Below are 26,824 nucleotides of genomic sequence, written 5' to 3'. Positions count from 1 at the left end.
ACTCTCCCGTCGATCGGGAGACGGGCGGTTCGACACTCCGGAGCACCCGGATCCGGTTCAGCAGTAGAGGTTGCCGCCCGCCGAGGTGCCCAGGATCCCGACGAACCGCTGATAGGCGTCGACCCGGCTCTGCACCTGCGCCGGGTTGCGTCCGTCGCACTCCAGGGAGCCGTTGATGGAGCGGATCGTCTGGCCGAATCCGGCGCCGTTGACCATCGCGTTGTGCGGGGTCATCGTGCCCGGGCCGTTCTGTGTGTTCCAGTACCAGAGCGCGGTCTTCCAGGCGACGGCGGAGTCGTTCTGGACCAGCCAGGGGTTGCCCAGCAGGTCGATGCCGAGCGCGTCGCCCGCCGCCTTGTAGTTGAAGTTCCAGCTCAACTGGATGGGGCCGCGCCCGTAGTAGGCGGCCTGGCCCGCCGGGCAGCCGTACCACTGGCTCCAGTCGCAGTAGTGCGGGTAGTTGGCGGTGTTCTGCTCGACGACGTGCACCAGACCGCCGGTCTCGTGGTTGACGTTGGCGAGGAAGGCCGCCGCCTCCTGCTTCTTGACGGTGTCGCTGCCGGTGGTGGCGAAGCCCGGGTAGGCGCTCAGGGCGGCCTTGAGACCGCTGTACGTGTAGAACGAATTCCGGTTCGGGAACATCTGGTTGAACTGCGCCTCGCTCACCACGAAGCCGCCCGAGGGGTTCGTCGGGCCGTTGTCGCAGGCGTAGGGCTCCCAGAACCAGGTGCTGATGATCGGGTCGTAGCCCGGGTTGTCGTGCTCGGCGATGTACGCCTTGCCGTCGGTGTAGCGGACGATGTCGCCGGTGACGTACGACCGGCCGGCCTGCCAGCTCGGGTAGCTCGAACAGGACGCGGCGGACGCCTCGGTGGCCGTGGTCAGGACCGGTACGGCGGTCGCCACGGCGACGGCGGCGAGCAGGGCGGAGAGTCGGCGCTTCGACACGGGATCAGCTCCTCGCGGTGGTGCAGTGGGGGGTGTGGGGGGTGTGGAGCCCACTCAACCGCTTTGGTATGTACCAGTCAAGGGTATAGACCAATAGGATCTGGCGACCGAGGGAACGGAAGCTGACGTAACGGAAGTAAACGCAAGGGGAGTTGAGGGTCCGTCAGGAGGTGCGCGCCGCCGGCGTCAGCTCCCACAGCCGGTGGTCCCAGCCGATGTCCCGCCGTGAACGGACCCGCAGACCGGCCCGTTCCACGAGTCCCGCGACCTCGGTCTCGGAGCGCAGCCCCGACCCGAAGGCCGCCGCCAGCCGCAGATGGTGCAGCGCCGCCTCGCCGTCCGCGCCGAACCCGTCCGGGCCCTCGACCTGCTCGACGAGGAGCAGGGTCCCGCCCGCCGCCAGCGCGGCCGCGTTCTCCCGCAGCGTCAGCACCGCGTCGTCGTCCGCGCACACGTCCAGCGCCTTGCACAGCAGCACCGTCTCCGCACCGGACGGCACGGGCCCGGTCCGCGCGACCAGTTCGACGCGGGGGAGCGCCGCCGAGTCCAGGACGCCGTCCGCCACCGTCCGCAGCACCGACGGCAGCGCCGAGATCCGGATGCCCAGCTCCGGGAACGCCGGGGCGAGGGCGTTGGCCACCGCGCCCGCCCCGCTGCCCGCCAGCGTCACCGAACCGGCGGACGCCCAGTCGTACCCGTCGCGCACCCCCGGCGCGATCCACGCCGCCTCGTCCTCCACGGCCGCCCGCGCCGACCCGCCGAGCCGCTCGTCGGCGGCGAGCGCCCCGGCCAACGGCAGCCCGGAGACCGTACGGAACCCGGGCCGGCCCGTGCGCAGTGCCTCCGGGAGCCCGGACAGCGCGAGGTCGAACGCCGCCTGGGCGCCCGTCAGGTCGTACTCCTCCAGCGAGTGGTCGTCCTCCACCAGCTCCTCCCCGACCGGGGTGAGCCGATAGCCCTCGGCGTCGAGCGCGAACACCTCCAGGTCGACCAGGTAGGCGAGCAGCGCGGACAGGGTCCGCTCCCGTGTGCCGGTACGGGCGGCCAGTTCGGAGACCGTGCGGGCGCCCCGGTAGACGTGGTCGACCAGGCCGACCGTGACCGCCGCGCGGATCACCAACCCCGGTGCCAGATCGGTCAGTTCATGCAGCCGGCCGTGCGGGTCCGGCTCCTCCTCGTCATGGACCGGCGCATCCGCCCCCGCGTCCGGCCGTCCCGCATCCGGCAGCCCCGCGGGCGGTGCCGGCTGTTCGGCGCGGCGCCAGTAGCCGGTGAGGTCGGTCCGCTCGCGGGGCACCCCGCGGTCCACCCGGAGATGACGGCGGATGCCCTTGAGCGTGACGCCCTCCCCGGCCGCCCACACGAACACCTCACCGGGCGGCCACTCCATGGCGCGCACGGCGTCCTCCAGCAGGGTGGTGGTGCCCGCCGGGGCCCCGTGCCGCACCAGCCAGGTGATCTGCGCGTCGGCCCGGGTCGGCAGCTCCTGCCGGTGACTGTCCTCGCCGACCTCGACGAACACCCGCGCCCGGGTCCCGGCCGGCATCTCCGCCAGCCACCGCCCGATCGCCGGCAGCGCCGTCTCGTCGCCCAGGACCAGCAGCCAGTCCGCGCCCTCCGGATGCCGGTGCGACATCTTGGGCCCGGCGATCCAGGTGACGTCCCCGGGGCGGGCCGACTGAGCCCACGCCGAGGCGACACCGCCCGCGTGCTTCACGAAGTCGAAGACGATCTCGCCGCGTTCGGCGTCGTACCGCACCGGCGTGTAGTCCTTGGCCAGCGGCCGGGCGTCGGCCGGCCAGTCGAGGCTGGACACGTTCTGCCCCGGCAGGACCGGGGCGTCGGCCCCCTCCTCGGCGAAGAAGAACTTCACATGGTCGTCGAACCCCTCGCTGCGCAGCGCGGGCAGATCCAGACCGTCCTTGTGGAACGCCCCCAACTGCGGGCCGCCGAGCGTCACCCGGCGCATGCCCGGCGTGACGTCCTCGACGCCCAGCACGGTCAGCTCCCTCAGCACGATGGGGAACGTGACGACCGAGCGGGGATTGCGGGTGGGCACACGGGCGGACATACGGGCGGCTCCTTGGACATCCGGGCGGACCGGCCCAGGCTAGGCGGGGCGGACGCGCGCGGATCCAACCCGCCGTCCCGATCCCTCGCACTGCGGGCACGCGCGCCAGGGTCCGGCCGCCCGCTTCGACGGATCGGCCCGGCCGCTTCGACCCGGCCCGCCGAAGCGCCCCTACGGTGCGGTGATGCCCCTCCCCACCCGCCCCGGCGCGGCGTCCCGCACGGCGGGCGCGGCGCTGCTGCGGCACTGTCTGCGCCACGCCCGCCCGCAGGTCCTGCGCTCCGTCGCCTGGGCCGTCCTGCGCCAGTGCTCCTTCCTCGCCCTGCCCTGGCTGCTGGGCCTCGCCCTGGACGCCGCCGTCCGCCGCGCCGACCCCGCACGGGCCGCCGGGTATGCCGCCGCGCTGTGCGCCGTCGCGCTCGCCGAGTACGCGGGGATGCGCGGCTGGCAGCTCTGGAGCAACCTCGCCGAGGCCCGCGCCGCCGCCTGGTTGCGCACCCGCCTGCTGCGCTCGGTCCTGGAGAATCCCGCCCGGCCCGCGCACGGCGACGGAGGGGACGAGGGGGAAGCCGCCGGGGACCTCGCGACCCGGGCCGGCCGTGACGTCGAGACCGTCGTCTACTGGGTGCACGGCCTCACCACCTGGGTGGTGATCGGCACGACCGTCCTGGTCCTGGTGCCGTCCCTGGCCGGCCTCGATCCCGCGCTGCTGCTCGTCGCGGCGGCCACCGTGCCCGTCCTGCTGCTGGTGAACCGCGTCTTCCCGCCCCTGTACGGCGTCCGCGCCGAGGCCCTGTCCCGCGCCCACGCCCGGCGTTCCGGCACCGTCGAGGAACTGCTGTCGGCCCTGCTGCCGTTGCGCGGGGTCGGCGCCGACCGGCTGATGGTCGCCCGCCACCACCGGCACAGCGCCGACGTCACCCGGCACACCCTGCGCCTCGGCGCGGTCTCCGCCCTGTGGGAGGCGACCGCGTTCGCCGTGCCCCGCCTCGCCGTCGTCGCCGGACTGCTCACCGGCGGGCGGGCCGCCCTGGACGGCCGGATCACCGTCGGCCAGCTCACCACGTTCGTGCTGTGGATGGGCACGGTGTCCGTCGCCGTGACCGCCGCCGTGGCACGTCTCGGCGACCGTACGGACGCGCTCGTCGCGGCGGACCGGGTCGCCGCCGTCCTGGACACCGGGGGAACGGTCCCCGCCGCCCGGACACACCAGCCGGACCCCGTGACCGGCGAATCGGTCCTCCAGGTCGCCGGGCTGACCATGCCCCGCCCCGGACGGCCGCCCCTGGGGCCCCTCACCCTCACCGCCCGCCCCGGCGAGTGGATCGCGCTCACCGGGCCGACCGGCAGCGGCAAGTCCACCCTGCTGCGCGCGCTCGCCGGACTGGCGCCCGCCGAGGGCTCGGTCACCCTGGCCGGACGTCCGCTCCACACCTGGCCGCACCTCACGGTGGGCCTGGTGCCCGAGGCGCCGCTGCTGATGCGCGGCACGGTCACCGACAACCTGCTCCTCACCGGCGACCACCCGCCCGACGCCCTCGCCCGCGCCTGCCGTACCGCCGGACTCGACCTGGCGCTGGCCGGGCTCAAGCACGGCACCGACACCGACGTCGGCGAACGCGGCCGCGCCCTGTCCGGCGGACAGCGCCAACTCGTCGCCCTCGCCCGGGCGTTGCTCCACGACAGTCCCGTCCTGCTCCTGGACGACGTCACCTCCGCGCTCGACACGGCTACCGAGGCGGAAGTGCTGCGCCGGCTGCGCCGGGACACCGCCGGGCGCGTGGTCGTGTGCGCGACCCACTCACCGGCCGTACGCGCCCTGGCCGACCGCGAGTTCGCCCTCACCCTCCCTCTGACGGAGCACCTCCATGTCTGACCCGGCCACCCCCACCGACGCCGCCCCGGCCCACGTCTTCCGCCGTGTCCTGCGGCTGGTGCCCGGCCGGCTGCGGCTCGCCGTCGTCGGCACCGGCCTGCTCACCCTCGCCGGAGCCGCCCTGGCCGTCGGCGCCACCGCCGTCACCGGTCTCGTCGTGGACGCCGTCGCGGCCGGCGACCCGCCCGCCCTGCTGCGCAGGCTGCTCCTTCTGCTGGGCCTCACCCTCGTGGCCTCGGCGCTGGTCTGGCTGTCCCGGACCACGCTGGTCCGGGTGGGGGAGCGGATCCTCGCCGTCCTGCGCGACCGGGCCACCGCCGCCGTCGGGGCCGCGCCGCTGCGTTTCCTGGAACAGCGGCGCGCGGGCGAACTGCACCGCAGGCTCACCGGGGAGATCAGCGGGCTCGCCGCGTTCGCCGGCGGCACCCTGCCCGATCTCTTCGCGGCCGCAGCGGTGTTGCTCTTCACCGTCGTGCTGCTGCTGGTGTCCTCCTGGCCGTTGGCGCTCGCCCTGCTGGCGCTGTTCGTGCCGGCGGCCCTGGCGGTCGTCCGGGCGTTCCACCGCCGTTCGGGACCGGCGTACGAGCGGCTGGCCGACGCCGAGGCGGATGTCGCCGCCACCTTCGGTGAATCCCTCCCGGCCCGCGAGCAGTTGTGGACCAGCGGCAGTGTGCCGCGCTGGCTGGAGCGGTTCGGCCGGGACAACGACCGGCTGCTCACGGCCCGCACGGTCCAGGTGCGGGCCGAACTCGTCCTGAACCGGCTGGCGTTGGTGCAGGCGGGCGCGCTGGCCCTGGTGCTGGTCCTCGGCGCCGCGCTCGCCGGACGGGGGCTGCTCGGCGCCGGTACGGCGGTGGTGTTCGTGCTGGCGACCCGGGACGTGCTGCTGCGCTTCGAGGACCTGGCGGGCTCGGTGGGCGACGCCCGCGAGGCCCATGTCCGGCTGGGCCGGCTGCTCGGCCTGATCGACGCCGTCGCCCCCGAGGCACCCCCGGGCACCCGCCATGAGGTGCCCGTGCGGGGTGAACTCCGCGCCGAGGACGTCTCGTTCACCTACCGGCCCGGCGGCCGCACGGTGGTGGACGGTCTCACCCTGACCGTGCCGCCGGGCGACCGGCTGGCCGTCGTGGGGGAGACCGGCTCGGGCAAGTCGACCCTCGGCAAGCTGCTGACCGGCCTGTATCCGCCCGACCGCGGCCGGATCACCTTCGCCGGGCACGATCTGGCCGCGCTCGACCCGGAGACGGTCCGCGCCCGGATCGCGCTCGTCCCCCAGGAGGTGGCCCTCGTGGACGGCACGCTCGCCGAGAACCTGGCGATGACGGCGTGCGTACCCGGTCGCGCCCGGATCTCGGAGGCCCTCGAACGGCTCGGCCTGACCGCCTGGACGGGGACCCTGCCGGACGGTCTGGACACCCCGGTGACGGACCGGAGCCTGTCGGCCGGTGAACGCCAACTCGTCGCGATCGTACGGGCCTTCCTCACCGACCCGGCCGTCCTGGTCCTGGACGAGGCGACCGCGGGCGTCGACCACGACACCGCCGCGCGCATCGAGGAGGCGCTCGCGGCGGCCGCCGAGGACCGCACCCTGATCGTCATCGCCCACCGCACGGACACCATCGCCCGCGCCCACCGCACCCTCACCCTGCCGCACGGCACGCTCACCCCGCCCCACTGACGGGCGCGCACACGCGAGGGGGCCCGGTCACTCCCCTGTGGTGACCGGGCCCCCTCGCGCATACACGGCGGCGGTTATGCGCCGGCGGCCGCCTTCGCCAGCAGCGGCGTCAGCTCCTCGACCACCCACGGGGCGCTCAGCGCGTCCGGGTAGGCGAGGGCGGAGGCCAGCATGTTCTCCCACGGCACGACCACGAAGTGGCCGTTCTTCACGGCCCCCAGGGACCGGAACAGCTTGTTCTTCTCCAGCTCCTCGGGGCTGAGCACCCCGCGGTCACCGAACGGGTAGGAGACGAGCAGGACATCGGCGTCGAGCTGGTCGACGTTCTCCAGGCTCACGCCGTTCTTGTCCGGCGCGTAGTTCTTCGCCTTGTCCGTCTTGGTGAAACCGAGCTGCTCGAAGACGCCCGGGTCCTGCTCGGCGTAGGACATGAAACTGATCTGCTCGGGGTGGACCACGGCGTAGGTGTACGTCCTGCCCTTGAACTCCGGGTGCGCCGCCGCGGCGTCGGCGGTGACCTTCTCCGTCGCGGCGATCACCTTCTTCGCCTCCGCTTCGAGGCCCAGCGCCCGGGCGGCCGTCTCCAGCCGCTCCTGCCAGGTCATGGTGTCGGCCTGCTTCTTGTCGGTGAAGGTGACGACCGGCGCGATCGGGGTGAGCTTGTCGTAGTCCTTGTCCATCTCCCAGGTGTTGACCCCGAGGATGACGTCGGGGGCCGCGGCGGCGATGTCCTCGTAGGCGGTGCCGTCGGTGTCGTCGTACATGGTCAGCTTGTCGACGCCGAGCTTGTCGAGGGCGCGCTGCTTGTACGCGGGGAGCTTCGCGCCGTCCTCGACGTCCGGGCTGATCACCGGGACGACTCCGAGGGCGAGCGCGATCGAGGTGTCGCCGTCGGAGAGCGTGGCCACCTTGACCGGCTTCTTCTCGACCTCGGTGGTGCCCCAGGCGTTCTTCATCGTGACCGGGAACGAACCGCCGCTCCCCTTGCCGGAGTTCGTCGCACCGGTGGCGGAGGAGGAGTCGGAGCCGCCGCAGGCGGCGAGCAGCCCGATCGAGAGCGCGGTGGTCAGGGCGAGGACGCCGCGGCGCAGTCGGCGGCCGGGGGTTCTGCCGGCGGGACGGTTCAGCACGGGTGGTTCTCCTGCGGGGTGTCGAGGTGCCGGCGGCCCATCGGGAAGATCTGGGGCCGGTCGGACCGGGGATGGGGAACGATCAGACAGTCGAGTCCGAAGACCTCGGAGACCGTCCGCTCGGTGAGGACCTCGTGGGGCGTGCCCTGCCGGACGATCCGGCCGTCGCGCATCGCGACGATCGTCGACGCGTACAGGGCCGCCTGATTGAGGTCGTGCGACACCAGGACGATGGTCTTGCCGGTCCGCTCGTTGAGATCGGCGAGCAGATCCATGACCTCGATCTGGTGGGCGATGTCGAGATAGGTGGTGGGCTCGTCCAGCAGCAGCGTCGGCGTCTCCTGGGCGAGGGCCAGCGCGATCCACACCCGCTGGCGCTGACCGCCGGACAGCTCGTCCACGGGCCGGGCGGCGAGATCCTCGGTGCCGGTGGCCCGCAGCGCCCGCGCGATGACGAGGTCGTCGGCCGTGCCGCGCCGGGCGCCGAACCGCTGGTGCGGATGGCGGCCGCGCTGGACCAGGTCCGCGACGGTGATGCCCTCCGGGGCGAGCGGCGACTGCGGCAGGATGCCGAGCCGCCGGGCCACCTCCCGGGTGGGCAGCGCGTGGATGTCCCGGCCGTCGAGCAGGACCGTCCCGGCGGCGACCGGCAGCAGCCGGGCCAGCGACTTCAACAGGGTGGACTTGCCGCAGGCGTTGGGGCCCACCAGCGCGGTGATCCGGCCCCGCGGGACGTCCAGGGACAGACCGTCGAGGACGGTACGGCCGTCGTAGCCGGCGGTGACCGAGCGGGCGGCGAGGGCGGGGGAGGACGCGGTGCTCATGAGGGGGCTCCTGATCGGCGCCGGAGGATCAGCCAGACGAAGTACGGGGCGCCGAGCAGCGCCGTGAGCGCGCCGGTGGGCACGGGGGAGACCAGCGGGGCGTGCCGGGCGGCGACGTCCGCGCCGAGCACGATCACCGCTCCCACCGGGGCGGCGAGGACGAGGGCGCGTTCGGTACCGGCGAGCCGGGCCGCGATCGGGCCGCTGATGAGCGAGACGAAGCCGACGGGTCCGGTGACGCTGGTCGCCAGCGCGGCGGCGGCCGCCCCCAGCAGCAGGGTGGCGATCCGGGCCGCCGGGACCCGGGTGCCGAGCCCGGCGGCCAGGTGGTCGCCGAGCGCCATCGTCCCCAGCGCCCGGCTCAGCGGCAGCGCGACGAGCGCGCACAGCGCGAACCCGACGGCCAGGGTGGTCACCCCGTCCCAGGTGGCGCCGCTGACGCTGCCGACCAGCCAGCGCATCACCTGGGCGAGGCTCTGGTCCCCGGCCAGTGTCAGCAGGTAGTTGACGTACGCCGTGCAGACGGCGGCCATGCCGATGCCGATGAGCACCAGCCGGTAGGTGTCCACCCGGCCGCCGCGCCGGCTCAGCGCGAGGACCGCGCCGACCATCACGAACGATCCGCCGATCGCGCCGGCCTCGACGCCGAAGGGGACCAGCGGCGCGAAGAGCAGCACCGTGACCGCCCCCGCCCCGGCGCCGGCCGAGATGCCGACGATGTCCGGGGTGGCCAGCGGGTTGCGGATCAGCCGCTGGTAGAGCGCGCCGGTCAGTCCGAACAGCGCCCCGGAGAGCAGCGCCACCAGGGCGCGCGGGAACCGGATGCCGTGCATGACGTAGTCGGCGAGCCCGGTCCGCATCCCGAGCGCCGCGGGCACCACGTCCCGCCCGGACATCCCGCGCAGCCCGCCCAACAGCAGCGACGCCGCCAGCAGGGCGAGGAGTACGACGGTCAGCAGCGCGCCGGTGAGGACCGTACGCCGGACCGCGGCCCGCCGCGCGGCCCGCAACCGCGCCGCCGTCCGGTGCACGGAGTCGCCGTCCCGCACGGAGGCGGGGCGGTACGGCGCGGCCGTGGCCGTGTCGCCGAGGGGATTCCGCACGGCCGTCACATCCGTACCAGGTCGCGGCGGCGGGCCAGCCACACGAAGAACGGCACCCCGACCACCGCCGTCATCACCGACACCTGGATCTCCCCGTGGTCCAGCACCAGCCGGCCCACGGTGTCGGCCCCCACCAGCAGTCCGGCGCCGACCGCCATGGACAGCGGCAGCGCCCAGCGGTGGTCGGCGCCGACCAGCAGCCGCGCCCCGTGGGCCGCCACCAGTCCGACGAACACCACCGGACCCACCGCGGCCGTGGCGGCGGCGCACAGCAGGACCGCGACCGCCGCGCTCACCAGCCGGGCCCGCTCCACGCGGACGCCCAGGCCCCGGGCGGTGTCGTCGCCGAGCGCCAGGATGTTCAGGGTGCGGCCCAGCGGCAGCGCCAGCAGCAGCCCGACGGCCGCGAACGGCGCGATCTCGTCCAGCACCTGCGACCGGCCGCTGAGCTGCCCCGTCGACCAGAAGCGCAGGGAGGCGTAGACGGCCTCGTCCCGCACCACCAGCAGGGTCACCACCGAGGCGAGGACGGCGGCCACCGCCACCCCGGCCAGGACCAGCCCGACCGTACTGCTCCCGGAGTTGGTGCGGGTGCCGATCGCATGGACCACGGCGGCCGTGACGGCGGCACCGGCGAGCGCCAGCCAGAAATAGGTGCCCGCGTCCTGCGCGTCCAGGTACAGGATGCCGAGCACGACCGCCATCGCCGCGCCCTGCTCCACCCCGAGGATCCCCGGATCCGCGAGCGGATTGAGCGTCACGGCCTGCATGACGAGCCCGGACGCGCCGAGCGCGGCCCCGACCGCGAGACCGAGCAGGGTCCGCGGGATCCGCTCGGTCCACAGCACGTCGTGGTCGTAGCCGGAGCCCCAGGGGTCGAGGACGATGTGGACGATCTGGAGCGGCGAGATGTCCCGGGCGCCCAGCCCGACACTCGCCACCACGATCGCCGCCAGTAGCGGGCCGGCGAGCACCAGCGCGGTCGACCCGCGTGCGGCACGGGTGTGCGCGGGGGTCTCGGGCGGTGGCACCGTCGGCGGGGCCGTTGACTTCATGATGGTTCCGGGGCTCCTCGGCTGGTGCGGTGGCGGTTAGGTTAGCCTTACCAGCGCGTCGTCCGGTCCAAGGGCGGAGTCGGAGCGATCGCAGCGAGGGGTCAGAAAAGGAGGCCCTCCGTGAACGGAGACCTGGGGGCGTACATGACCACGAGCACTCTGCGCGGCGTCCGTGACACCGCGGACCCGGCGGCGGGCCCGGCCGTTCCGGAGAGCCCGGCGGTGCCGGCGCAGGCGGCGCTCATGGACGACGACTTCATCGCCGCGGGCGGCCATCCGCCGCACGTCCACGACTTCCACCAGTTCCTCTATCCCGCCCTGGGCCGGATCACCGTGTCCGCCCTCGGCCAGGACCACGAACTGTCGTCCTCCGTCGCCCTGTGGATCCCCGCGGGCGTCGTGCACAGCGCGCGGTTCAGCCCGGACGCCGTGATCGTCGTCGAGACCTTCGACGCCGACCGGTTCACCCTGCACTGCGCCCGGCCCGCGCCGGTCAACGTGACGGACGCGCAGCGGCTGCTGCTGCTCGGCCGCACCCGCGCCTCCGAGGCCGACTGCGACGACCCCGCCGTGTTCGCCGCCCTGTCGGCGGGCCACCCCGACAGCCTGCCGCTGCCCCAGCCCGTCACCCCGGCCGCGGCGGCCGTCGCCGGCGCGCTCACCCGCACCCCCGGCGACCCCCGCACCGCCACCGAATGGGCCGCCGCCCTCCACACCAGCTCGACCAGCCTGCGCCGCGCCTTCCGCGCCGAGACCGGCATGGCGTTCTCCGAATGGCGCACCCGGCTGCGCCTGAACCACTCGCTGGCCCTGCTCGACCAGGGCCAACTGGTGGGCGCGGTCGCCGCCCGGGTCGGCTTCGTCAGCACAAACGGCTACATCCTCGCCTTCCGGCGCCACTTCGGACGCACCCCCGGGGCGTATGTGCGCGAGGGCCACGAGCGCTCGGCGTAGCGGACGCGTTCGCCGGAGCCCGGACAGGGCCGGTCGGCCCCCGCCCTGGCCCCGAAGTCCCGTGGCGGGGGACGGCCGCCGGGGCGAGTCTGGAGGTGCGGGACAAGGCATCCGAAGGCGGGAGACGCGATGAGCCACTTGGTGGTCGTGGGTGTGGACGGTTCGGCGCCGGCGCTGGCCGCGGTCGAGACGGCCGCACGGGAGGCCGGACTGCGCGGGGCGGCTCTGCGGGTGGTGCACGCCTTCGCCTGGCCCTCCTCGCACGTGCCCCTCGGCCCCTCCCAGCCCGGCCCGGCCCACGAGATCCGCAGGACGGCGGAACACCTGCTGGCCGAGGCGGTGGCACGCGCGCACGCCGTGGCCCCCGGGATCGAGGTCGGCCACGCCCTGGTGACCGGCGACCCGCTCGGCGTCCTGGAGGCGCAGTCGCGCTCCGCCGATCTGGTGGTCGTCGGATCCCGCGGCACCAGCGAGTTCGTCGGGCTGCTGGTGGGATCGACGGCGGTCCATCTGGCCACGCACGGCCGCTGCCCGGTGCTGGTGGTGCGCGAGCAGCCCGGCGCGGACGGCCCCGTCGTGGTCGGCGTGGACGGGTCGGCCGCGGGCGAGGCGGCGGTGGACTTCGCCTTCGCCGAGGCCGCGCTGCGCGGCGCCCCCCTGCTGGCGCTGCACGCCTGGACCACCTGGAACGCGCCGCTGCTGCCCCCGCCGCAGGACGCCTCGGCGCCGTACGCGAACCCTCCGGGCGCGCTCGCCGAGGAGGAGGAACGCCTGCTGTACGAGGTGCTGGCCGGCCACCGGGAGAAGTACCCGGACGTGGCCGTGGAGCACCGGGTGGTCCAGGGCAGGACGCGGGAGGCCCTGATCGGGGCGAGCCGCTCCGCGCAGCTCGTGGTGGTCGGCGCCCGCGGCCGGGGCGGGTTCGCCGGACTGCTGCTCGGCTCGGTGAGCCAGGCAGTGCTGCACCACGCCCACTGCCCGGTCGTCGTGGTGCGCGGCACGGACCCGCGCCGCTGAACGCCGCCCATGGACCGGTCGGCTGCACCGGTCGGCCCCGGAACGGGACCTCCCGGCCCCTGACGGAGCGTCGGCCCCGGTCGCAGGCTGGTCGTGGACGGCGGAACCGCCGTCGTCACAGTCGTCGTTGGGGGTGCCGCGATGCTTCTTCCCGTTGTCGCCGGAGTGGACGGATCCGCCGAGAGCCTGGCCGCCGCCGCGTGGGCGGCCCGCGAGGCACGGCGCCGCGACCGGAGGCTGCACCTCGTGCACGTCCGGGAGGGCGGGGCCGCGGGCGCCGCCGGACGGCATCTCGCCCGTGGCGCCCTGCGGCGCGCGGAGGACACCGTCCGCGCCGAGTGCCCGGACGTCCGGCTGTCCGACGAGCAGACCGACGGCCCGGCCGTCGCCGCGCTGGTGAAGGCCGCGGACCAGGCCGAACTGACGGTCGTGGGCTCGCGCGGACTGAGCGGCTTCACCGGGTTCCTCGTGGGGTCCGTCGCGCTCGGCCTGGTCGCGAGGTCGACCCGACCCGTCGTCCTCGTCCGCGCCGGCGAGGAGGCGGCCGACGAACATCTGCCGGCGGACGACGGCACCGCCTCGACCGGCACCGGATACGCCGACGTGGTGCTGGCCGTCGACCTCACCGAGGCGTGCGACGAGGTGATCGAGTTCGCCTTCGAGGCGGCCGGGCTCCGGCGGGCGCGGCTGCGGGCCGTGCACGCCTGGCAGGAGCCCGGCGCGCTGGGCCTCGGCCCCGGTGACATCGCCCTGGTCGGGGAGGCCCGGCGGGGCGAGGAGTGGCTGGGCTTCCTCAAGGCCGTGCTCCAGCCCTGGCGCGACAAGTTCCCCGAGGTGGAGGTCCTGGAGACCGTCGTCGCCGACAAGCCCACGACCGCGCTGGTGCGGGCCTCGGCCGGAGCGGGGCTCCTGGTCGTCGGGCACCGGCTCGCCGAACGTACGGTCGGCCCCCGCACCGGGCCCGTCACCCACGCCGCGATCCAGCACGTCGGCTGCCCCGTGGCGGTCGTCCCGCATCTGTGAGGGGAGAGGCCGCCGACGGAGGCGCACCTCCGTCGGCGGCCTCCGACGCGCCCCTATAGGGTCGGCCCCGGGCCCGTCCGAGTCCGAACCGCCGCGACAGAAAGCCGAGGCCATGGCGCTGGACCTCCCCGCCCTCCGGGCGCACTTCCCCGCCCTCGACAGCGGCCTCGCCTTCTTCGACGGGCCCGGGGGAACGCAGACACCCCGGCCCGTCGCCGACGCCGTCACCGCGACCATGACCGGCCCGCTGTCCAACCGGGGCGCCGTCAGCGTCTCCGAGCGGAACGCCGCGCGCGCCGTCGAGGACTTCCGCGCCGCCTACGCCGACCTCCTGAACGTCCCCGCCGACGGCGTCGTGCACGGACGCAGCGCCACCCAGCTCACCTACGACTTCTCGCGCCATCTGGCCAAGGACTGGCGGCGGGGGGACGAGATCGTCGTCAGCCGGCTGGACCACGACTCCAACGTCCGCCCCTGGATCCAGGCGGCCGAGTGCGCCGGCGTGACCGTCCGTCACATCGAGATCGACCCGCTGACGACCGAGCTGGACCTCGACTCCTACGAGCGGGCCCTCTCACCCCGCACCCGGCTCGTCGCCGTCACCGCCGCCTCGAACGTGCTCGGCACCAAGCCGCCCGTGCGCCGGATCGCCGACCGCGCCCATGAGGCCGGCGCCCTGGTGTACGTGGACGGCGTGCACTACGCCGCCCACCATCTGGTGGACGTGCCGGCCCTCGGCGCCGACCTGTTCGTCTGCTCGCCGTACAAGTTCCTCGGGCCGCACTGCGGTGTCCTCGCCGCCGCGCCCGGCCTGCTGGCGGGCATCCGCCCGGACAAGCTGCTGCCCTCGCCGGACACCGTGCCCGAGCGCTTCGAGTTCGGCACGCTGCCCTACGAGATCCTCGCGGGCGCCACCGCCGCCGTCGACTTCCTCGCCGCGATGGACCCGGGTACGGCGGAGGCCCCTGCCACGCGCCGGGAGCGGCTGGCCCGGTCCCTGGACTCCCTGCACGCGCACGAACGCGCCCTGAGCGCCCGGCTGGCGGACGGGCTGCGGGCCCTCGGCGACGCCGTCACCGTGCACACCCGGGCCGCCGACCGCACCCCGACGGTCCTGATGACCCCCGAAGGCCGCGACGCCCGGGACGCGCAGGCCCATCTCGCCGCCCGGGGCGTGGTGGCGCCCGCCGGGTCGTTCTACGCCCACGAGGCGTTCGCCGCGCTGAAACTCCCCGACCCGGCCCTGCGGGTGGGCCTCGCCCCCTACACCACCGCCACCGAGGTGGACCGGCTGCTCGACGGTCTCGCCGGGTTCCTCTGAGACAGCAGGGAGCCGTCAGCCGTTCGTGGTCGACCGGCGCACGACGACCGACGTCGGCAGCACGGCCGGCGGCCCCGGCGGCGCCCCGCCCGTCAGCCGGGCGAGGAGCATCCGGGCCGCCGTCTCGCCCATCTCCCGCATCGGCTGCCGTACGGTCGTCAGCGCGGGCTCGGTGTGACCGGCCAGCGGGATGTCGTCGAAGCCGATCACCGCGACGTCCTCGGGCATCCGCAGCCCGGCCGCGCGCAGGGCGGCCATCGCGCCCACGGCCGCCAGGTCGTTGTGGGCGAAGACGGCGTCGAAGTCCCGCCCCTCGGCGAGGAGCCGGCGCACCACCTCGCGCCCGTCCGCTTCGGTGAAGTCGCTCTCCACGATCAGCGCGGGATCGAGCGGGTGCCCGCCGTCGGCGTAGGCGGCCCGGAACCCGTCGAGGCGCTCGCGGACACAGCCGAAGCGCAGCGGACCGGCCAGCACGAGCGGCCGGTGCCGTCCCACCGCCAGCAGATGACGGGCCGCCGAGGCACCGCCCTCGCGGTTCGCGGCGGTGACATAGGGAAACTCGGGGTGGCGGCCGCGGTCGTCGATCAGGACGACCGGAAGTCCCCGCCGGTGCAGGGCGGTCAGCATGGCGAGGGTGTTCTCGGGCTCCACCACGAGCAGCCCGTCGAAGGCCCGCGCGGACACCTGGCTGGTGAACCGTTCGACGGACTCGGTGCCCCGGTTGCAGGTGAACAGCAGCAGCCCGAACTCGGCCGCCTCCACCGTGTCCACGACCCCCTGCACGACCTCGCCCATCCACGGCCAGGTCAGCGAGGGCACCAGCATGCCCACCGTGCGGCTCTGCCCCCGGGCCAGGCCGACCGCGCCCGAACTGGGCACATAGCCGAGCTGGTCGATGACGTCCCGGACCCTGGCCGCGGTCGAACGGTCCACCTCGTCACGGGTGTTGAGCACCCGGGAGACGGTCGTCTTGCTCACGCCCGCCATCCGGGCCACGTCCGCGATGGTGACTCGCATCGCAACCCCTCCGCCGTGCGGGACCCCCGGACCCATCGCCGCCACCGGTGACCGGTACCGCTCCCGGTGCGACGCCCGAGTGAAACAGCGGGGTCCGGGCGACGTCAACACCGCCCGAAGCGGGCCGCGTTCGCAGGCCGAACGCAGAAGTACCCACCGCTGCCGTCAACTTGTGAAGGCACCGATGGTCCGGACCGTACCAATCCCTACGAGAAGTATTGACGCCTGCATGACACATCGCTTCACTCTCGCCAAGGCCCGGAACCGGTTCCGGAACCGGTTCCGGCCGTGCAGCCCCACCACATCCCTGATCTCCAGGAGGAGTGCTGTGCCGAGCCGTTCCCCCCACCCGTCCCCCGACCGTCCCCGAAGGCGACGCGTCTGGCCGGCCGCCCTCGCGGCGCTCGGCCTGTTGCTCGCCACGCTCTACGGCGGCTCCACCGCCGCCTCCCGGCCGGGCGCCGACGACCTGGACGCCGTACCGCAGGGCGCCCAGGTGGTCCGTGTCGCGGAGTTCCTGGCCGAGTGCCCCTACAGCCACCGGCTGCCGGACGACCCGATCGTCTTCCCCGGGCTGCCCGGCGCGTCCCACATGCACAGCTTCTTCGGCAGCCGGGTGACGAACGCCCACACCGACGTCACCGACCTGCTGGGCTCGTCGTCCACATGCAGCCCGGCCATCGACACGTCGTCGTACTGGGTGCCGACCATGTACCGCGACAACCAGCCCGTCGAACCGACCGGCACCACCTTCTACTACCTGGGCGAGGGCGTCCGAGACGATGTGATCCAGCGCATCAGGCCCTTCCCGCAGGGCCTGCGGATCGTGGCCGGCAACGCCAAGGCGACCGGGGTCGACGACCCTTCCTCGGTGGCCCGCTGGTCGTGTCTCCACCACGGCGAGGTCAACCCGTCCAAGGACTTCGTCACCTGCCCGCCCGGCTCCATGCTGGAGTCCTACCTGGACTTCCCGCAGTGCTGGAACGGCCGGGACCTCGACTCCGCCGACCACAAGAGCCACATGTCCTACCCGGTGAACGGGGAGTGCCCGGCCACCCATCCGGTGCCCGTGCCCAAGCTGCGGCAGGTGCTGCGCTACCCCGTCTCGGGCGGCACCCAGGGCCTGCGGCTGGCGTCCGGACCCGGCTACACGATGCACGGTGACTTCTTCAACGCCTGGCCCGAGAACGAGCTGGCCCGCCGGGTCACCAACTGCATCAACGTCATCGTCAAGTGCGGAGCCGACGGCAACCCGTCCTGACCGTCCCCCCGATGCACCGTCCCTCCACCGCGCCGGACGCCCCGGCGCGGTGCCGACCCGAAGGAGCGGACATGGCGGACACCGCGGCCGGCGAGCCGAGGAAGCGCCCGCCGGCCGCGGTGCTGCTGTGCGCGCTCACCGTCCTGACCGCGGCGGCCTGCGCGGGGCCCGTACCCGCCGCGGACCCGACGGCGAGCACGGCCGCCGTCGCCACCGCGAGCGGCCGGCTCAACGCCACCGACATCGGCTGGATCCAGCTCATGATCGCCATGGACGACCAGGCCCGCCGGATCCTCGCCCTCGCACCGGACCGGTCCGGCGACCCCCGCCTCGTCACCTGGGCTACCGGTGTCGCCGAGGACCACCGGCACGCGCTCGCCGCCCTCCGGGGCCTGCTGGCCGACGCGGGCGTCGCCGACGACGACCCGCACGCCGGCCACGACATGCCGGGCATGGTGAACACGACGGAACTCCGCGCCCTGGAGCACGCCGACGGCCCCGACTTCGACCGGCTGCTGCGCGCCGCCCTCCACGAACACCTCACCCAGGCCGCGAAGTTGGCCGACGCCGTGCAGAAGGCCGACGCCGACCCGGCGGTGAAGAAGCTGGCGCGCGAGGTGGCGACGACCACGGCCGACTCCCGGCGCCGCCTGCCGTCCGCCGGTACGGACTGACGGTCCCGCTACGCCGGCCTGGTGCAGCGGCCCGTCGGGTTCGCGGCCGGTGGCCGGCACTGGAGGGGAGTGTCGGCCGGGTCGGTGCTGAGGTAGCGGCCGATGCAGCCGTTCGCCGAGGTCCGGCCGCGCTCGGCGCAGAACGTCAGTGCGGCGCGGCCGTCGGCGAACGGGCCGGGCGCGTAGACCACCCAGTAGCCGGGGCGCAGTGAGGCGTAGTCGTCGCTGCGCAGGACGAGCGCCTCGGGCACGGTGGCCCGGACGGCCGCGAGACGCCGGTCGCGGGCCGCGGTCCCGGAGGAGACGGGCTCGGAGTACAACTGCGCGATCCAGCGGCCCCCGGCCGCCGGCGGTTCGGACGAGGGCGAGGGCGACGACGAGGGCGAAGGCGTGGACGAGGGGGACGCCGACGGCGGCGACACGTCGGCCGCCGTGCCGGGGGTCGTGCTGCGCAGGGGCGACGAGGACCGGGGCGGCGCCGTGGACCCGGCCGAGACGCTCGCCTCGCTTCCGGCGCCCGCCCGGCCGCCGGGCTTGTCGTCGTCGAACAGACGCAGCGTCAGGACGGCGACGGACGCCGCGACGACGGCCACGGCGGCGGTCACGGCGACGAGCACCGGCCTGCGACGGCGGGACGGCCCCACCGGCGGCGGCGGAGGATCGATCCGGGTCCGGGACGTCGGTGTCGGTGTCGGTGTCGGGGTCGGGGTCGGTGTGGGTGTCGGCGGTGGTGGCGGTGTCGGTGGCGCCGGTGCCGTCACCGTCGGCGGGTCCCAGCGCGGGGCCGCGCCGGACTCGGCCCGCGCGAGCAGCGCGTCCAGCCGCGCGGCGTCGGGGCGGGCGGCCGGATCGCGGACCAGCAGGGCTTCCAGGACCGGGGCCAGCGGACCGGAGCGCACCGGCGGCGGCACCGGGTCGTCGAGGACGGCGGCCAGGGTGGCGAGCGTGGTCTCGCGGCGCAGCGGGCTCACACCCTCCACGCACACGTACAGCACCAGCCCGAGGGACCACAGATCGCTCGTGGGGTCGTCGCCATGCCCCCGGATGCGCTCGGGCGCCATGTACTCGGGGGAGCCGACGAGTTCACCCGTGACGGTGAGCCCGGTCGTGCCCTGGAGCGCCGCGATGCCGAAGTCGGTGAGCACGGCCGTGCCGTCGGGGCGCAGCAGGATGTTCGCCGGCTTGACGTCCCGGTGCTGGATCCCGGCCGTGTGCGCGGCGCTCAGCGCGGCGAGCACCTGCCGTCCCAGACGGGCCGCCTCGGACGGATGCAACGGGCCCTCGGCCAGGCGCTGTTGGAGCGACCGGCCGGGCACCAGCTCCATCACGATCCACGGGTGCGGGTCGGCCTCGATGATCTGGTGCACGGTCACCACGTGCGGATCGTTGAGCCGGGCCAGCGCCCTCGCCTCCCGCAGCACCCGCTCCCGTACGACCGGGGAAGCCTCGGCGTCGGGGCGTACGGCCTTGAGGGCGACGTCCCGGTGCAGCATGGTGTCGGTGGCCCGCCACACCGTGCCCATCCCCCCGCTGCCGAGCCGTTCGATCAGCTCGAAGCGTCCGTCGATCATGTCCCCCGGTGCGTTCATGCGGGTCAGGTTAGGGCAGGACACGACCCCTCAGAGACCGAACCGGGGACTGGACCGGAGGCCGAACCGGGGACTGGACCGGAGGCCGAACCGGAGACCGGACCGGAGACGGGACCGAGGCTGCGGGGACTTCCCCCGAGGCCCCGTGGCTTGCCATGATCCGCCCATGGGGAAAGACAGCTCACCGGTGTACGAGGCACGCTACGGCTGGGACCGCAGAACCGTCGGGGTGGTCGCGGGCAGCGCCGTGTTCACCGCCGCCCTGCTGCTCCCCGGCATACCCCTCTTCGCCCGCGTCCTGGGCCTGCCGCTCTTCGGCCTGGGCGGGCTCTTCATGGCGTACGTGGCGCTGAGCCGCAAGGTCGCCTTCCGGGTGGACGGGACGGGCGTCCTGCTCGGCGGCAGCCCCGCCCGCTACGGCGCGACCACCGCCCATGTGCCCTGGGCCGACATCACCGGGTTCGTCCTGTGGCGCCAGCAGGCGGGCGACGCGTCGGTGCCGTATGTGGGGGTCACCCGGAGGGAGGGCGCTCCGGCCCTGCCCGGCGACGGTCCGAGGGCCCGTGCCGTCCTCACGCATCTCGTCCCGGTTCCGCCGGAGGTCGTCATGTCCTCGCGGGCGCTCACGGGATGGCACCTGGACCGGGAGCGGCTGCTCGGCGCGGTCGCCCACTTCGCTCCCGGGACCCCGGTGCACGACGTCTCCTGAGGGGATCTTGGCGTCGGACGCGGGTAGCCGGAAGGGGACCGACGGGGACTGAGAGGGCCCGAGGGGCCTGAAGGAGGAACGCCATGACGACCTACGTCATCTCGGTGCCGGGAACCTTCACCGGCACGGCCGGGCCGCGGACCCGGGACGAACTGGCGCGGGCGCTGCGCCCCGCCGACCCGCACCGCACCCGGCTGGGCGACGAGGAGGATCTCGACGTCCTGACCGTGAACGACGACGACACGTTCACCGTCCGGCTCACCGTCGAGGCCGGCAGCGGCCCGGAGGCGGAGCGGGAGGCGCACCGGCTGGCCCGGTCGGCGCTGACCGCGGTCGGCCTGGACGACGGCGCCGCGCCCCTGGGCCCGGCCGTGGTCACGGGCATCGACTCCGACGAGAGCTGACATCGACATGGGGGCGCCCCCTCGCAGCAGCGAGGGGGCGCCCCCATGTCCGCACCGGCCCGGGTGTCAGACCTTGCGCCAGCGGGCCATGAAGAACGAGAACACTCCGAACAGCACAAGCCCCGCCGCGACCCCGGCCAGCAGCCCCGGCCCGACGGGCGTGTGGGCGAAGGAGCGGAGCGTGTCGTCGAACCCCTTGGCCCGGTCCGGGCGGTAGTCGACGGCGGCGCGCACCGCGAAGCCGCCCGCGGCCGCGAACACCAGACCGCGCGCCGCGCCGCCGCCCACCCCGGTGACGTCCACCAGGCGCCGGACCCGCCGGGACATCGCGCCGAGGCGCAGCTTGTCGTGGTACGACCGGGTCACGGCACGGAAGCCGATCCACAGTCCGGCGACGGCGACTCCGGCCCCCGCCAGCCCCACGAGCCACTGTCCGGCGGGCAGTTCGAGCGCGCGGGCGGTGACGTCCTTGGACTGCCGGTCGCTGGAGCCGCCGCCGTCCCCGGAACCGACGGCGAGCGCCAGCACGGAGTACGCGACGAAGGCGTAGAACACGGACCGGGCCAGGGCGGGCAGCCGCTTCTTCCAGGTGCGGCCCTCGGATCCGGCCGCGCCGAACGCCGCCTCGGACAGCCGCCACAGCGCCATCCCGGCCAGGCCGACGCCCAGCGCCCACAACACGACCGCCCCGAAGGGCTGTTGGGCGATCTCGCCGAGGGCGCCCTGCCGGTCGGCCTGTTCCCCGCCGTCGCCGAAGGCGATCTGGAGGGCCAGCACCCCGACGAGCAGATAGATCACCCCGCGTGCGGCGAAACCGGCCCGCGCGGCACCCTTCACCACGGACCCGCGCGCGGCCCGTTCCACCTGGGCCCCGCCGTTGTTGCGCACCGACACGCTCGCGTCCATCGCGACCTCCCTGCTCCGCGTGAGTTCGGAGTCCGACTGCCCCGCGACCGGGGGGACACACCCGGGCGGACACGACGGTGCTGCGGGCCGGCGACGGCCGGCCCGCAGCTCATGGGTGTCGGTCGCGGGTGATCGGCTCACCCGCCGGGGATCACGGGAACTGTGTGATCTTGGAGGGGATGGTGGAGGTGCCCGAGGTCGGTGCCCCGGTGTTGTTGACGACATGGGCGTACTGGCCCATGCCGCCGAGCGAGATCACCTGGAGGCTGTGCAGCTTGACGCCGGGCTTCACGGGGACCTGGAAGCCGTGCTGCTGCACGATGGACGGGTCGGAGGTGTAGTTGCAGTAACTGCCCAGACCCCACGCCTCGTGGACGTTCACCGAGTCGGCCACCTTGTAGGCGGCGTATCCGACGATGCCGTCATGGGTGATGGCGGCGGCGTTCGGGGCGTCGTACGCCTTCTCGTTCTGGAAGAAGATCGTGCGGCCGCGTTCGCCGTTCCAGACGACGTCGTACTTGTTGAAGTGCTCGACGAACAGGCCGGTGGCGAGCACGTCGTCGCCGTTGACCCGCAGTCCGTAGTCGGCCCGGTTGGTCTCCCAGCCGACGCCCTCGCCGTGGTCGGCGCGCCAGATCCAGGTGTGGTCGATGACGACGTCGTCGCTGTTGACGACGACCGAGTCGGTGGCCAGGCCGGGGCCCGCGCCGCCGATGCGGATGAACACGTCCTGCATCGTGGTGGGGTTGGCGGCGTGGTCCGCGCTCGCGCCGGCCGGGCCGAGCTGGAGCAGGGTGTCGGACCGGGTGGCCCCCGCGTCGATCAGGAACCCGGCGAGCCGGACCCCGTCGACGTCCGCCACGTGCATCGCGTCGACACCGCCGTCGGGGATGATCGTGGCGAGGCCGAGACCCAGCACCACCGTGTTGGCGCGGGTGACGTTGATCGTCTGGTTCAGGTGGTAGACACCGGGCGTGAACAGCAGGTTGAGGCCCTGCGAGAGCGCGGTGTTGATGGTGGCGGCCGTCGCGCCGGGCTTGACGATGTAGAACTGGCTCAGCGGAAGCGAGGTGCCCGCGTTGGCCGGCCAGGACACGCCCCGTGCGTTGGTGCGCTTGGCGGGCACGAAGACCTTGTACTCGTTGCCGTCGAGGTAGAGGAACGGCTTCTCGCGCGAGATCGGCGTGGTGTCCAGCGTGGTGTACGGGCCGGTGTCGAAGTTGGTGGCCGGGGCGCCCTGGACACCGGTGAACGTCATGTTCCACACGCCGTTGGTCCAGCCGCCGACCGAGCTGTCCCGGGTGTACCACTGCTGCTGGGAGTACGGGCCGACCGTGCCGTCGATCTTCGAGTCGGCGATGTAGCCGCCGGAGGCCCAGCCGTAGCCGTTGGGCGCGAGGTTGAGGCCGCCCTTGACGTGGATCCGGCGGAACGGCGCGGCCTGGGCGACGGCCCAGCGGTCGGTGCCGTTGGACGGGGTGATCGCCAGGTTCTCCGCCGAACGCCAGAAGTTCTGCGTGGCGTTGCCGTTGAACCAGCCCGCGTCCACGGTGATGTCACCGTTGATCTGGGTGTCGTCGGGGTTCAGGCCGAGCCCCGACACCGAGGTGTAGAAGCCGAGTTGGGCGTTGATGCCGTTGTAGGTGCCCGGCTTCAGCAGGAACTGGTAGCGCCCGGCGCCGAACTGCGCGGACTCCTGCTGGGCGAAGACCTGGTCGAACTTCTGCTGGAGGTTGGGCGTCGAGGGGTCCACGACGATCACGTTCGGGCCCAGGTCACCGCCGCCCTCGACCGGGGGCGTGCCGCCGGACGTGGTGTGGACGGCGACCTCCCACAGGGAGTAGCCGTAGCCGGTGCCGCGCGCGGTGCCCAGGACGCGGACGTAGCGGCCCGAGCCGCTGACGTCGTAGGAGGCCCGTCCGCCGGTCGCGCCGGTCACGGTCTTCAGGGTGTTCCAGCTCTGGCCGTCGGCGGACGCCTGGATCTGGAAGTCCTTGCCGTACGCGGCCTCCCAGTTGAGGTCGACCTTGCAGATGTCCTGGGACGAGCCGAGGTCGACGCGCACCCACTGGGGGTCGGACGCCTGGCTGGACCAGCGGGTGGCGTCGTTGCCGTCGAACGCGGCGGACGCCGGGGTGCCGGCGTTCTCCGTCGAGGACGCGGTGGCGGACTTGCCCTGGGCGGCGTTGGCGGTGCCGCAGGTGCCGGGCTGGGTTCCTCCGGTGGTCCCGAACACCTGGAACTCCCACAGGGAGTAGCCCCAGGGGGTGGCCCGGTGGACGCCCTGCATCCGGACGTAGCGGCCCTGGCCGGAGACGGTGAGGGTGTCGTTGCCGCCGTCCCCGCCGGTCACCGTGCGCAGGTCGGTCCAGGAGCCGCCGTCCGCGGAGACCTGGATCTTGTAGTCGGAGGCGTAGGCCGCCTCCCAGTCGAGGACGACCTGGCTGATCGAGGCGGTGGCCCCGAGGTCGACCTGGAGCCACTGGTTGTCGGTCGCGGCGGAGGACCAGCGCGTTCCTTGGTCGCCGTCGACCGCGGCGGCCGCCGGAGTCCCGGCGGTCTCGGTGGAGGACGCGGTGGCCGATCTGCCCTGGGACAGATTGGCGTCGGCCGCCGCGGCCGACGGTGGTCCGAAGACCGGCAGAGTGATCAGCGCCGCCGTGCTGGCGAGCGCGACACCCAAGGATCTGAATCTCATGCCATGTTCCCCTGGGGGTGCGATGGAGGGATGGACGCGAACGGGAGCCGTGCCGTGACAGTCGTGCGGTGCGGGAGGTGGAACGTGCAACGAAGCGGGCACACCACTTAGTTCACGACTTGATTTAAATAATGACTTCCTCGATCGGCAAGCCCTCTGACACCAGAATTCCTGCAACTTGTGCACGCCGAAGGAGTGTTGACACGAGGACAGCGTTCAGCGCGTGACGCCGGGAGTGCCGCGCAGGCATGAGCCGGCGCGTCGGGGGCAACCGGTCCGCACACACCCGTCACGACCGAAGGGACCACCTCATGCTGGCTGTCGGTGCCGCGATCCTGTTCTTCATCGCCTTCCTGATCAACGCGGCCGAGATCTCGACGAACGACGCGTTCACCTCGGTGAACCTGATGCTGCTCGGCCTCACCGCGCTGGCGCTGCACCTGGCCGGCGTCGGCGGCGGCTGGTCGGTGCGCGGCCGCAGACGCTGACGCGCGCGGAGGCCCGCCGTCAGGCGGTGGCCGCGCGGATCCGGGCGAGCAGGGCCCGCAACTGGGCCCGGTCGTCCGCGTCGAGCGCGGCCGTCGCCTCGGCGAGCGCCCGCCGGTCCACCTCCTCCGCCTCGCGGTGGCAGCGCAGCCCCTCCTCGGTCAGCCGCAGCAGAAAGGCGCGCCGGTCGGTCGGATGGGGCAGCCGCTCGACCAGACCGTCCCGCTCCAGGCTGTCCACGATGCTGGTCGTGGTCCGCGCGGCGACCCCGGTCAGTTCGCTCAAGTCCCGCATCCGCAAAGGCTGTTCGGCGCGGGCGAGCATCCGCATGGCGCGCAGCCGGGCGACCGAGGCGCCGCCCGAGCGCAGCCGCGCCTCCACGAACCGGCGCAGCCCGTGGGTCGTCTCGTACAGCTCGTCGATCAGGACGTCACTGCTGCCCTGCACTGCCATCGCCGCTCCGCTCCCCGTGGCCCCGGACGGTCCCGGAGCGTTCCGGAAACCGATTCTACTGAGCAACCACATAGTGAGTATGCTCAGCATGTGCTCACACGTCGTCCCCGCCCGTCCGCCCGCCGCCTCCTCAGCCAGCGGCTGGTCGTCCCCGTCATGTGCGCCGCCGTGACCTTCATCGCCATCGCCGACGGGGCGATCACCACGGTCGCGCTGCCCTCCATCGCCCGCCAGTTCGGGCTGACCACGGCCGCCCTGGACGGCGTGGTCGTCGTCTACCCGGTCTGTCTGGCCATGGCGATCCCCGCCTCGGCCTGGCTGGTCGAACGGTTCGGCGGCAAACGGGTCCTGCTCACCGCGCTCACCGCCTTCCTCGGCTCGTCGCTGCTGTGCGGCGCGGCCGCCGACCTGCCCCAGCTCATCGCCTGCCGCGCGGTCCAGGGACTGTCCGCCGGTGTGCTCTTCCCCGCCTCGGCGGCCCTGCTGTTCGCCACCTTCGACGCCTTCGAACAGGTGCGGATAGCGCGGTACATGATCATCCCGCAGCAGATCGCCCCGGCGGCCGCCCCCGTCCTCGGCGGACTCCTCGTGGACCATCTGTCCTGGCGCTGGGTCTTCTACGTCAACCTGCCCGTCGGCGTGCCCGTCGTGCTGTTCGGCGTGCTGTTCCTGGCGGAGCACCGCGGCCACCGGCCCGGCCGGTTCGACCTGACCGGCCTGCTGCTGAGCGCGGCCGGCCTGGGCGCCGCGATGTTCGGCGTCAGCGAGGGCCCCAACCGGGGCTGGTCCTCCGCCGCCGTGCTCACCGCGCTGGCCCTGGGCGCCGTACTCCTCACCGCCGCCGTCGTCCACCAACTGCGGGCCTCCGAACCGTTGCTGAGGATCCGGCTCTTCGCCGACCGGCTGTTCCGCGACACCAACCTGATCAACCTGGTCGGGCTGATCCCGATCCTCGGCGCGATGTATCTCGGGCCGCTCTTCCTCCAGCAGGCGCAGGGCCGCACCGCCCTGGAGTCCGGCACCGGCACCTTCCCCGAGGCGTTCGGCGTGCTGCTCACCGTCCAGGTGGCCGGGGTGCTCTACGCCCGCGTCGGCCCCCGGATCATCGTGGGCAGCGGTCTCGTCGGCGTCAGCGCGGTCCTCGTGCTCTTCGCCCAGTGCGACGAGGACACCGGCCTGTGGACCTTCCGCGCCTATATGTTCCTGCTCGGCGTCGCCATGGGCGGGGTGTTCATGCCGACCACGGTCGCCTCGCTCGCCAACATCGCCCGCGGCGACCTCGCCCAGGCGTCCACCCTCAACACCGTCGTACGCCAGACCGGCGGTGCCCTCGCCCCGGCGGCCGTGACCACCGTCCTCGTCCTCGGCACCCCCGCCGGGGCCGCCGCCGAACCCCCGCTCGGCGCCTACCGGTCCGCCTACTACGTCCTGGCCGTGATCGCCGCCGTGACCGCCGTCTTCGCCTTCACCCTCCCGGACGGCCCGGCCCGCGCCGCCGCGGCGGCCGGGTCCCGGAACCGCGCCACGCGAACGGCGCGGAATGTTCCGTGCGACGGTGTGCGGAAACCGTGAAACGGGGTACCTGTCCCCGATCGGTCAGCGTGTTCATCAGTCGAAGGCGCGTGGT

General features: G+C 73.8%; 23 protein-coding genes. 12 read left to right on the top strand and 11 right to left on the bottom strand.

Annotation, left to right across the window (positions count from 1 at the left end):
- Positions 1-57 precede the first annotated feature (57 nt).
- Together G6W55_RS01305 and G6W55_RS01300 are read right to left on the bottom strand one after the other, a co-directional pair.
- Complete coding sequence (locus G6W55_RS01305) at positions 58-948, bottom strand: glycoside hydrolase family 19 protein (protein WP_175518831.1); 891 nt, start codon at positions 946-948, stop codon at positions 58-60.
- Positions 949-1,111: 163 nt separating this feature from the next.
- Positions 1,112-3,019 carry a siderophore-interacting protein gene (locus tag G6W55_RS01300; RefSeq protein WP_217686378.1) on the bottom strand — a complete coding sequence of 636 codons (1,908 nt, stop codon included), beginning with the start codon at positions 3,017-3,019 and terminating at the stop codon, positions 1,112-1,114.
- 184 nt (positions 3,020-3,203) lie between these two features.
- Between G6W55_RS01300 and G6W55_RS01295 the strand changes: the two genes are divergently transcribed.
- Positions 3,204-4,895: an ABC transporter ATP-binding protein gene (locus tag G6W55_RS01295; RefSeq protein ID WP_175518830.1), complete on the top strand. Its 1,692-nt coding sequence runs from the start codon at positions 3,204-3,206 to the stop codon at positions 4,893-4,895.
- On the top strand, positions 4,888-6,573 hold the full coding sequence (locus G6W55_RS01290; RefSeq protein ID WP_175518829.1) for an ABC transporter ATP-binding protein: 1,686 nt from the start codon (positions 4,888-4,890) through the stop codon (positions 6,571-6,573). Before G6W55_RS01295 ends, G6W55_RS01290 begins: the two co-directional genes overlap by 8 nt.
- 74 nt (positions 6,574-6,647) lie before the next feature.
- On the opposite strand, the gene G6W55_RS01285 is transcribed toward G6W55_RS01290, so the two are convergent.
- Genes G6W55_RS01285 through G6W55_RS01270 form a run of 4 tightly spaced genes read right to left on the bottom strand, consistent with a single transcriptional unit; the run spans position 6,648 to position 10,685 of the window.
- A complete protein-coding gene (locus G6W55_RS01285) occupies positions 6,648-7,703 on the bottom strand; it encodes an ABC transporter substrate-binding protein (protein WP_309243592.1) in 1,056 nt (351 codons plus the stop codon).
- Entirely contained in the window at positions 7,697-8,527 is an 831-nt protein-coding gene (locus G6W55_RS01280) for an ABC transporter ATP-binding protein (RefSeq protein WP_175518828.1), read from the bottom strand. The genes G6W55_RS01285 and G6W55_RS01280 overlap by 7 nt, the downstream gene beginning before the upstream one ends.
- On the bottom strand, positions 8,524-9,630 hold the full coding sequence (locus tag G6W55_RS01275; protein WP_309243591.1) for an iron ABC transporter permease: 1,107 nt from the start codon (positions 9,628-9,630) through the stop codon (positions 8,524-8,526). Before G6W55_RS01275 ends, G6W55_RS01280 begins: the two co-directional genes overlap by 4 nt.
- Before the next feature lie 5 nt (positions 9,631-9,635).
- Positions 9,636-10,685 carry an iron ABC transporter permease gene (locus tag G6W55_RS01270; RefSeq protein ID WP_175518827.1) on the bottom strand — a complete coding sequence of 350 codons (1,050 nt, stop codon included), beginning with the start codon at positions 10,683-10,685 and terminating at the stop codon, positions 9,636-9,638.
- Between the two features lie 120 nt (positions 10,686-10,805).
- Here G6W55_RS01270 and G6W55_RS01265 point away from each other — a divergent pair, with 120 nt between their 5' ends.
- The 4 genes from G6W55_RS01265 (at position 10,806) to G6W55_RS01250 (ending at position 15,000) form a co-directional block, all read left to right on the top strand.
- Complete coding sequence (locus G6W55_RS01265; RefSeq protein WP_309243590.1) at positions 10,806-11,639, top strand: AraC family transcriptional regulator; 834 nt, start codon at positions 10,806-10,808, stop codon at positions 11,637-11,639.
- Between the two features lie 129 nt (positions 11,640-11,768).
- Positions 11,769-12,656, top strand: a complete 888-nt coding sequence (locus tag G6W55_RS01260) for a universal stress protein (RefSeq protein ID WP_175518826.1) — start codon at positions 11,769-11,771, stop codon at positions 12,654-12,656.
- 141 nt (positions 12,657-12,797) lie between these two features.
- A complete protein-coding gene (locus G6W55_RS01255) occupies positions 12,798-13,679 on the top strand; it encodes a universal stress protein (protein ID WP_175518824.1) in 882 nt (293 codons plus the stop codon).
- Between the two features lie 112 nt (positions 13,680-13,791).
- Entirely contained in the window at positions 13,792-15,000 is a 1,209-nt protein-coding gene (locus tag G6W55_RS01250; protein WP_175518822.1) for a cysteine desulfurase-like protein, read from the top strand.
- A gap of 15 nt (positions 15,001-15,015) precedes the next feature.
- Here the strand turns inward: G6W55_RS01250 and G6W55_RS01245 are convergent, their stop codons facing one another.
- The gene (locus G6W55_RS01245) at positions 15,016-16,017 is read right to left on the bottom strand and encodes a LacI family DNA-binding transcriptional regulator (RefSeq protein WP_030782789.1); all 1,002 of its coding nucleotides are present in this window, start codon (positions 16,015-16,017) and stop codon (positions 15,016-15,018) included.
- A gap of 307 nt (positions 16,018-16,324) precedes the next feature.
- Here G6W55_RS01245 and G6W55_RS01240 point away from each other — a divergent pair, with 307 nt between their 5' ends.
- Together G6W55_RS01240 and G6W55_RS01235 are read left to right on the top strand one after the other, a co-directional pair.
- Positions 16,325-17,278: a DUF1996 domain-containing protein gene (locus G6W55_RS01240; protein ID WP_375372418.1), complete on the top strand. Its 954-nt coding sequence runs from the start codon at positions 16,325-16,327 to the stop codon at positions 17,276-17,278.
- Positions 17,279-17,349: 71 nt separating this feature from the next.
- Complete coding sequence (locus G6W55_RS01235) at positions 17,350-17,952, top strand: DUF305 domain-containing protein (RefSeq protein WP_175518819.1); 603 nt, start codon at positions 17,350-17,352, stop codon at positions 17,950-17,952.
- An 8-nt stretch (positions 17,953-17,960) separates the two neighbouring features.
- Here G6W55_RS01235 and G6W55_RS01230 read toward each other — a convergent pair whose 3' ends face one another.
- Positions 17,961-19,541: a serine/threonine-protein kinase gene (locus tag G6W55_RS01230; protein ID WP_175518818.1), complete on the bottom strand. Its 1,581-nt coding sequence runs from the start codon at positions 19,539-19,541 to the stop codon at positions 17,961-17,963.
- Between the two features lie 166 nt (positions 19,542-19,707).
- Between G6W55_RS01230 and G6W55_RS01225 the strand changes: the two genes are divergently transcribed.
- A complete protein-coding gene (locus tag G6W55_RS01225; protein WP_175518817.1) occupies positions 19,708-20,250 on the top strand; it encodes a hypothetical protein in 543 nt (180 codons plus the stop codon).
- Between the two features lie 83 nt (positions 20,251-20,333).
- Complete coding sequence (locus G6W55_RS01220; RefSeq protein WP_175518816.1) at positions 20,334-20,654, top strand: hypothetical protein; 321 nt, start codon at positions 20,334-20,336, stop codon at positions 20,652-20,654.
- A 66-nt stretch (positions 20,655-20,720) separates the two neighbouring features.
- On the opposite strand, the gene G6W55_RS01215 is transcribed toward G6W55_RS01220, so the two are convergent.
- Both G6W55_RS01215 and G6W55_RS01210 read right to left on the bottom strand, forming a co-directional pair.
- Entirely contained in the window at positions 20,721-21,560 is an 840-nt protein-coding gene (locus G6W55_RS01215; protein ID WP_175518815.1) for a DUF1206 domain-containing protein, read from the bottom strand.
- Positions 21,561-21,711: 151 nt separating this feature from the next.
- Positions 21,712-24,258, bottom strand: coding sequence for a discoidin domain-containing protein (locus G6W55_RS01210; RefSeq protein ID WP_175518814.1), 2,547 nt, complete (start codon positions 24,256-24,258; stop codon positions 21,712-21,714).
- Between the two features lie 311 nt (positions 24,259-24,569).
- Here G6W55_RS01210 and G6W55_RS01205 point away from each other — a divergent pair, with 311 nt between their 5' ends.
- Positions 24,570-24,746, top strand: coding sequence for a hypothetical protein (locus G6W55_RS01205; protein ID WP_167797312.1), 177 nt, complete (start codon positions 24,570-24,572; stop codon positions 24,744-24,746).
- Between the two features lie 19 nt (positions 24,747-24,765).
- Here G6W55_RS01205 and G6W55_RS01200 read toward each other — a convergent pair whose 3' ends face one another.
- Complete coding sequence (locus G6W55_RS01200) at positions 24,766-25,197, bottom strand: MarR family winged helix-turn-helix transcriptional regulator (RefSeq protein WP_175518813.1); 432 nt, start codon at positions 25,195-25,197, stop codon at positions 24,766-24,768.
- Positions 25,198-25,365: 168 nt separating this feature from the next.
- On the opposite strand from G6W55_RS01200, the gene G6W55_RS01195 reads away from it, so the two are divergent.
- Positions 25,366-26,769 (top strand): DHA2 family efflux MFS transporter permease subunit, encoded by a 1,404-nt coding sequence (locus tag G6W55_RS01195; RefSeq protein ID WP_175519159.1) that lies wholly within the window; start codon positions 25,366-25,368, stop codon positions 26,767-26,769.
- Positions 26,770-26,824: the final 55 nt, after the last annotated feature.

Origin of the sequence: Streptomyces sp. CAI-85 (assembly GCF_013363615.1) — a bacterium.
Classification (GTDB): domain Bacteria; phylum Actinomycetota; class Actinomycetes; order Streptomycetales; family Streptomycetaceae; genus Streptomyces; species Streptomyces antibioticus_B.
Note: the sequence above shows the minus strand (reverse complement) of the source record. Positions and strands in the feature narration are given on the sequence as shown.

What these genes read in the sequence shown, in the direction of transcription:
- G6W55_RS01300 (WP_217686378.1), bottom strand. Translation starts at nt 3,019, where the DNA reads ATGTCCGCCCGTGTGCCCACCCGCAATCCCCGCTCGGTCGTCACGTTC.
- G6W55_RS01295 (WP_175518830.1), top strand. Translation starts at nt 3,204, where the DNA reads ATGCCCCTCCCCACCCGCCCCGGCGCGGCGTCCCGCACGGCGGGCGCG.
- G6W55_RS01290 (WP_175518829.1), top strand. Translation starts at nt 4,888, where the DNA reads ATGTCTGACCCGGCCACCCCCACCGACGCCGCCCCGGCCCACGTCTTC.
- G6W55_RS01280 (WP_175518828.1), bottom strand. Translation starts at nt 8,527, where the DNA reads ATGAGCACCGCGTCCTCCCCCGCCCTCGCCGCCCGCTCGGTCACCGCC.
- G6W55_RS01270 (WP_175518827.1), bottom strand. Translation starts at nt 10,685, where the DNA reads ATGAAGTCAACGGCCCCGCCGACGGTGCCACCGCCCGAGACCCCCGCG.
- G6W55_RS01260 (WP_175518826.1), top strand. Translation starts at nt 11,769, where the DNA reads ATGAGCCACTTGGTGGTCGTGGGTGTGGACGGTTCGGCGCCGGCGCTG.
- G6W55_RS01255 (WP_175518824.1), top strand. Translation starts at nt 12,798, where the DNA reads ATGCTTCTTCCCGTTGTCGCCGGAGTGGACGGATCCGCCGAGAGCCTG.
- G6W55_RS01250 (WP_175518822.1), top strand. Translation starts at nt 13,792, where the DNA reads ATGGCGCTGGACCTCCCCGCCCTCCGGGCGCACTTCCCCGCCCTCGAC.
- G6W55_RS01245 (WP_030782789.1), bottom strand. Translation starts at nt 16,017, where the DNA reads ATGCGAGTCACCATCGCGGACGTGGCCCGGATGGCGGGCGTGAGCAAG.
- G6W55_RS01235 (WP_175518819.1), top strand. Translation starts at nt 17,350, where the DNA reads ATGGCGGACACCGCGGCCGGCGAGCCGAGGAAGCGCCCGCCGGCCGCG.
- G6W55_RS01230 (WP_175518818.1), bottom strand. Translation starts at nt 19,541, where the DNA reads ATGAACGCACCGGGGGACATGATCGACGGACGCTTCGAGCTGATCGAA.
- G6W55_RS01225 (WP_175518817.1), top strand. Translation starts at nt 19,708, where the DNA reads ATGGGGAAAGACAGCTCACCGGTGTACGAGGCACGCTACGGCTGGGAC.
- G6W55_RS01220 (WP_175518816.1), top strand. Translation starts at nt 20,334, where the DNA reads ATGACGACCTACGTCATCTCGGTGCCGGGAACCTTCACCGGCACGGCC.
- G6W55_RS01215 (WP_175518815.1), bottom strand. Translation starts at nt 21,560, where the DNA reads ATGGACGCGAGCGTGTCGGTGCGCAACAACGGCGGGGCCCAGGTGGAA.
- G6W55_RS01210 (WP_175518814.1), bottom strand. Translation starts at nt 24,258, where the DNA reads ATGAGATTCAGATCCTTGGGTGTCGCGCTCGCCAGCACGGCGGCGCTG.
- G6W55_RS01205 (WP_167797312.1), top strand. Translation starts at nt 24,570, where the DNA reads ATGCTGGCTGTCGGTGCCGCGATCCTGTTCTTCATCGCCTTCCTGATC.
- G6W55_RS01200 (WP_175518813.1), bottom strand. Translation starts at nt 25,197, where the DNA reads ATGGCAGTGCAGGGCAGCAGTGACGTCCTGATCGACGAGCTGTACGAG.